Source organism: Polynucleobacter sp. 39-46-10 (genome assembly GCF_002282275.1).
Window position 1 is genome coordinate 1 of the sequence record NZ_NCJB01000170.1, and the last position, 4,947, is coordinate 4,947.

Annotated in this window: 5 protein-coding genes and 1 tRNA gene; 5 read left to right on the forward strand and 1 reads right to left on the reverse strand. The window is 41.1% G+C overall.

Translation table 11 applies throughout. The features are described from left to right. From B7X71_RS11675 to B7X71_RS11695, 5 genes are all read left to right on the forward strand, one after another. The coding region (locus tag B7X71_RS11675) for a glutathione binding-like protein (RefSeq protein ID WP_293599647.1) at positions 1-505 on the forward strand (505 nt) is incomplete at its 5' end. Positions 506-534: 29 nt separating this feature from the next. Then, positions 535-945: a ClpXP protease specificity-enhancing factor gene (locus B7X71_RS11680; protein ID WP_293599648.1), complete on the forward strand. Its 411-nt coding sequence runs from the start codon at positions 535-537 to the stop codon at positions 943-945. Between the two features lie 18 nt (positions 946-963). Next, positions 964-1,039, forward strand: a tRNA-Thr gene (locus B7X71_RS11685). A 104-nt stretch (positions 1,040-1,143) separates the two neighbouring features. After that, positions 1,144-2,991 carry a tetratricopeptide repeat protein gene (locus B7X71_RS11690; RefSeq protein ID WP_293600815.1) on the forward strand — a complete coding sequence of 616 codons (1,848 nt, stop codon included), beginning with the start codon at positions 1,144-1,146 and terminating at the stop codon, positions 2,989-2,991. A 15-nt stretch (positions 2,992-3,006) separates the two neighbouring features. Beyond that, the gene (locus B7X71_RS11695; RefSeq protein WP_293598743.1) at positions 3,007-3,600 is read left to right on the forward strand and encodes a methyltransferase domain-containing protein; all 594 of its coding nucleotides are present in this window, start codon (positions 3,007-3,009) and stop codon (positions 3,598-3,600) included. Between the two features lie 8 nt (positions 3,601-3,608). Here the strand turns inward: B7X71_RS11695 and B7X71_RS11700 are convergent. Then, on the reverse strand, positions 3,609-4,947 hold a 1,339-nt coding region (locus B7X71_RS11700), incomplete at its 5' end, for an MFS transporter (protein WP_363927002.1).

Here is a 4,947-nt window from a genome sequence, read left to right on the forward strand (position 1 = left end):
CAAGCCTGAAGACATCTCGGTAATGAACCCTTATGGCCAAGTTCCGATCTTGGTTGAGCGTGACTTAATTTTGTATGAATCCAACATCATCAATGAATACATTGATGAGCGTTTTCCTCATCCACAATTAATGCCGCCTGATCCTGTAGCACGCGCACGCGCACGCCTCTTCCTCTTCAATTTTGAGAAAGAGTTATTTGTGCACGTAGCTGCCCTAGAGAATGAAAAAGGTAAGGCTGCAGAAAAAGTTCATGAAAAAGCACGTTTAGCAATTCGTGATCGCCTGACTCAGTTAGCTCCCATTTTTGTGAAGAATAAGTACATGTTGGGTGAAGAGTTCTCCATGCTTGATGTGGCTATTGCGCCTTTACTGTGGCGCTTAGAGCACTATGGCATTGATCTTTCGCGTAATGCTGCAGCCTTACTGAAATATGCTGAGCGTATTTTTAGTAGACCTGCTTACATTGAGGCATTAACTCCTTCAGAAAAGGTAATGCGCCGCTAAGCGGTGCATTTTCAGGCAGCTTCATGAGTATGTCTGAGATACCTAGTAATAAACCTTACCTAATCCGTGCGCTACATCAGTGGTGTACGGATTTTGGTTTTACGCCGTTTATTGCGGCATTCGTGGATGAAAATGTAGAAGTTCCCATGGAATTTGTGAAGAACAATGAAATTGTTCTAAATTTATCCCTAGAGGCTTGCCATCAATTGAACATGGATAACGACTGGATTAGTTTTCAGGCTAGGTTTGGCGGTATACCTAGAAAAATCATGGTTCCCGTAAGCCATGTCTTAGCAATCTATGCGCGGGAAAATGGCCAGGGAATGTCCTTCCCATTTGATCCAAAGCATCAGCAGTCGAATAAACAATCAAAAGAAGATATCCCCGGTGAAGTCCAAAAGCCAAAAGTCGGGAGACCTTCCTTGACGGTTGTGAAATAGGTTAAAATATCATCCGTTGCCCCTTTAGCTCATCTGGTAGAGCAACTGATTTGTAATCAGTAGGTGGTCTGTTCGAGTCGGACAAGGGGCACCAAAATATACCAAGGATTTACAGAAATTTGCTGTAAATCCTTTTTTCCTTATAAAACCCGTTTTTACATTTAATATCTCCAAATGAATCCTCAGGTCGGATACTTGATGAATCTCGCAATTGAATATATCCAGAGAGAGGATTTGGATGGCGCTCATCGATTACTTAATCAAGCCATGAAAATGAGCCCAAGGAATTCTGAGTTATTACGTTTATTAGGTGTACTAAGTGCCTTTAAAAATAATCGACAAGAAGCGCTAACAAAATTTGATCTTGCAATTAAGTTGGACAAAAAAAACTGGCTTGCACACACTAACCGTGGAAATATATTAAAAGATCTTCAGCGGTATGATGAAGCTATGAAGAGTTATGATCTAGCTATAGCACTTCAGTCGAACTATGCCGAAGTTCATAACAATAAGGGTAATTTATTACAAGATCTTAGAGAATATACAGCTGCTGTTGCATGTTATCAAAAAGCAATCGATTTGCAGCCAGACTATGCTGATGCATATGAAAATATGGGCAATGCGCTTCTCAATTTAAAACGACCACGTGATGCTCTTAGCTCATACAAAAAATCAGTTTCTATAGGCTCTGAAAAAAGTGTGAACATTGCAGCCTTAATTCATTGCAAGATGAAGCTATGTGATTGGAGTGATGTAGACCAGCTTTTCAATTCACTAATCACTATTAGTCCATCTAATCGAGTTAAGATGCACCCGTTTTATTTACTATCATTTGTTGATGACCCATTTCTTATTAAAAAATTTACAAGTGAGTATATTTCAAGCGAATACTTTCCAAAACCAGATTTAGGGTTAGTTTCTAAGTCACATAAATCAGAAAAAATACGAATTGGTTATTTTTCTGGCGATTTCAGAAATCATCCGGTTGCATTTCTGATCAAAAGAATGCTGGAACTACATAACAAAGATATTTTTGAGTTAATTGCATTCTCCATCTATGTAGGCACTCCAGACCAGATGACTATAGAAATTCAAAATTCTTTTGATCATTTCTTTGATGTTAGCATGTATAGCGATTTCGCTATTGCAGAAATGGCAAGGAAGCTAAATTTAGATATTGCAGTCGATCTTGGTGGAATTACTAAGGATGCAAGGTTAGGAATTTTTTCATATCGAGTTGCGCCAATACAAATTAGTTATATTGGATATTTGGGTACGCTAGCGGCGCCATATATCGATTACATTATTGCCGATAGCATTATTATTCCTTCAGAATTTCAGGATGCATACGATGAGAGTATTATTTATTTGCCAAGCTATCAGGCAAACGATAATCGCACAATTATTTCAGATAAAGAATTTACTCGAGAGGAGTTGGGTCTCCCTGAGGAAGGCATTATTTACTGTTGCTTCAATAATAACTATAAGTTTACTCCCAGCATATTTGATAGCTGGATGAGAATATTATCCTCCGTAGAGAAGAGCGTTCTATTTTTGTATGCTGATAACGACGATGTCAAAATTAACTTAATTGAAGAGTGTGAGGCGAGAGGAGTTGATTCTAGTCGTATTGTTTTTGCGGGGCATCTACCTCGTGCAGAATATTTAGCGCGCTATAAAGTGGCAGATCTTTTTCTTGATACATCCCCCTATAATGCTGGCACTACTGCAAGCGATGCCTTATGGGCTGGATTGCCGGTTTTAACATTTTTAGGGAAGTCTTTTTCTTCAAGAATGTGCGGAAGTTTATTAAATGCAATTGGCTTGCCAGAATTAATTGCACCCTCTCAGGATGAATATGAAAAATTGGCAATTAGACTTGGTCAAAATCCTAAGGAGCTGATTGCTTTAAAAAACAAGCTTGCATATAACAAGCTGACAACCCCCCTTTTTGACTCTAACTCGTTTACAAAAAACCTAGAGTCTGCTTATATGAAAGCACATGATCTTTATAAACGTGGCCTACCCCCTGAAAATATATATTAATTAAGGTTAGGTTAAATGAAAAAATTTCTGCATGTTGGATGCGGCCCTCAAAATAAAACTAATTTAAGAGGTTTTGATTCAAGTGCTTGGAGTGAGGTGCGTTTTGATATTGATCCTAAAGTAAGCCCAGATATTCAGGGGACTTTAATTGACATGTCATTGGTTCAGGCTGAGAGTATGGATGCTTTGTATTCATCGCACAACATTGAGCATATTTTTCCGCATGAGGTTCCAGTAGCGTTAGCAGAGTTTTATAGAGTGCTAAAGCCCGATGGTTTTGTTGTAATAACTTGCCCGGATTTGCAATCTGTTTGTGAGGCAGTTGCAAGTGATAATTTACTATCCCCCCTTTATAACTCGCCGGCTGGCCCAATCGCGGCTATAGATATTCTATATGGTCACCGAGGCTATATTTCCGATGGAAATCACTTCATGGCTCATAAGTGTGGTTTTACATATTCGGCTTTGGGAGATGCATTTTTGTGCGCAGGTTTCAAAGAGATTTATGGAGGCAGGAGGCCTGCTAGCTTTGATTTGTGGTTGGTGGCCTTCAAGAATGATATGGCACCAGGACAATCTCAAGAAATTGCAAGCACATTCTTGCCATGATTTTTTGATTATTTAGCAATGTTCAAATTTTTAGTCTCTGGCAGATAAATCATTGCTACGATCGCACCGCTAGCGAGGAAAATCGTAGGGTACCAAAGCCCCGCAACGGTACTTTCCCAGTGCTGGTTGAGCCAGGTGACGATTAGCGGAAGTAGCCCCCCAATCCATCCAGCTGCAAGATTATGGGGCAGTGTTGCTGCACTATTTCTGGTTTTTGCAGGAAAGAGTTCCGCAAGTAAGGCAGTTTGTGGGCCTACTACTAGTGCCAGTATCGCTGATAAGCCAATTAATATTCCTGCAGTTGCGAATGTGAAGCTTGCACTGTAAGTGGTGGTTTGGCTAATCTCTTGTAGTAGGTGAAAAGCTGGCAGTATTAATGTAGCTCCCAGAATTAGACCAGTGACAACTACAGGCTTTCTGCCAATTTTGTCAGAGAGCCAGCCAGCAAAAATAGTCAGAGGAAGCAAGGCAAGCGTTGCATAGACGCTTAACTGATCTACTAATTGCGGCGGTAGTTTGACAGCAGTTTTGAGAAAAATTGAGGTGTAGACTTGGACGCAAAAAAATAAGACTGCACCACCTGCTGAAATACAAAAGAACAATAAGAACATTCTTTTGCGGGTTTCTGGATCTCTAAAGTTATCTCTGAGTGGTGTTTTGGGTTGGGTATCAGATTGGCTTAATTGTAAGAAGATCGGTGTTTCTTCTAAAGCCATTCGTACTTTAAAGGCCACAATGAGTAGGATGATCGAAATCCAAAAGGGTACACGCCAACCCCAGGATAAGAACTCATTAGGACTCAGCCAGCTTTGCAGAAGGGCAATTTGTAGAGTCGATACCAAAATACCCAATGGGCCCATGAGTTGGAGGAAGCTGGTCTTAAATCCGCGGCTAGAGTTGCCAGCATGCTCAGTGAGGTAAACAGCACTACCGCCAATTTCACCGCCGGCAGATAGCCCTTGTAAGAGCCTGAGGAAGACCAAAAGAATTGGCGCCCCAATGCCAATCTGGGCATAAGTTGGCAAGAAGCCGACGCAAACTGTGGCTATTCCCATCAAGGTGATGGTGATCATGAAGACGGGGCGCCGACCAATGCGATCGCCAATACTGCCGAAAATCGCCGCGCCAATAGGTCTAACCACCATACCAACACCAAAAGTCGCTAGACTTGCTAAGAGCCCAGTGGCGGGATCACTGGAGGGAAAGAACAGTGGCCCAAAGATAACGGCCAAAGTTGCAAAAGTAAGGAAGTCATACCATTCTAAAAAAGTACCAAAGCAGGCCGCAACAGCAACTTTTTTATAAGAATGAGCTGATGCAGCCGAGTCTGCGCTAATAGCGGTCAAT

Excerpts from the sequence above, each read along its gene's own strand:
- B7X71_RS11680 (WP_293599648.1), top strand. The coding sequence starts at position 535 with ATGTCTGAGATACCTAGTAATAAACCTTACCTAATCCGTGCGCTACAT.
- B7X71_RS11695 (WP_293598743.1), top strand. The coding sequence starts at position 3,007 with ATGAAAAAATTTCTGCATGTTGGATGCGGCCCTCAAAATAAAACTAAT.
- B7X71_RS11690 (WP_293600815.1), top strand. The coding sequence starts at position 1,144 with ATGAATCTCGCAATTGAATATATCCAGAGAGAGGATTTGGATGGCGCT.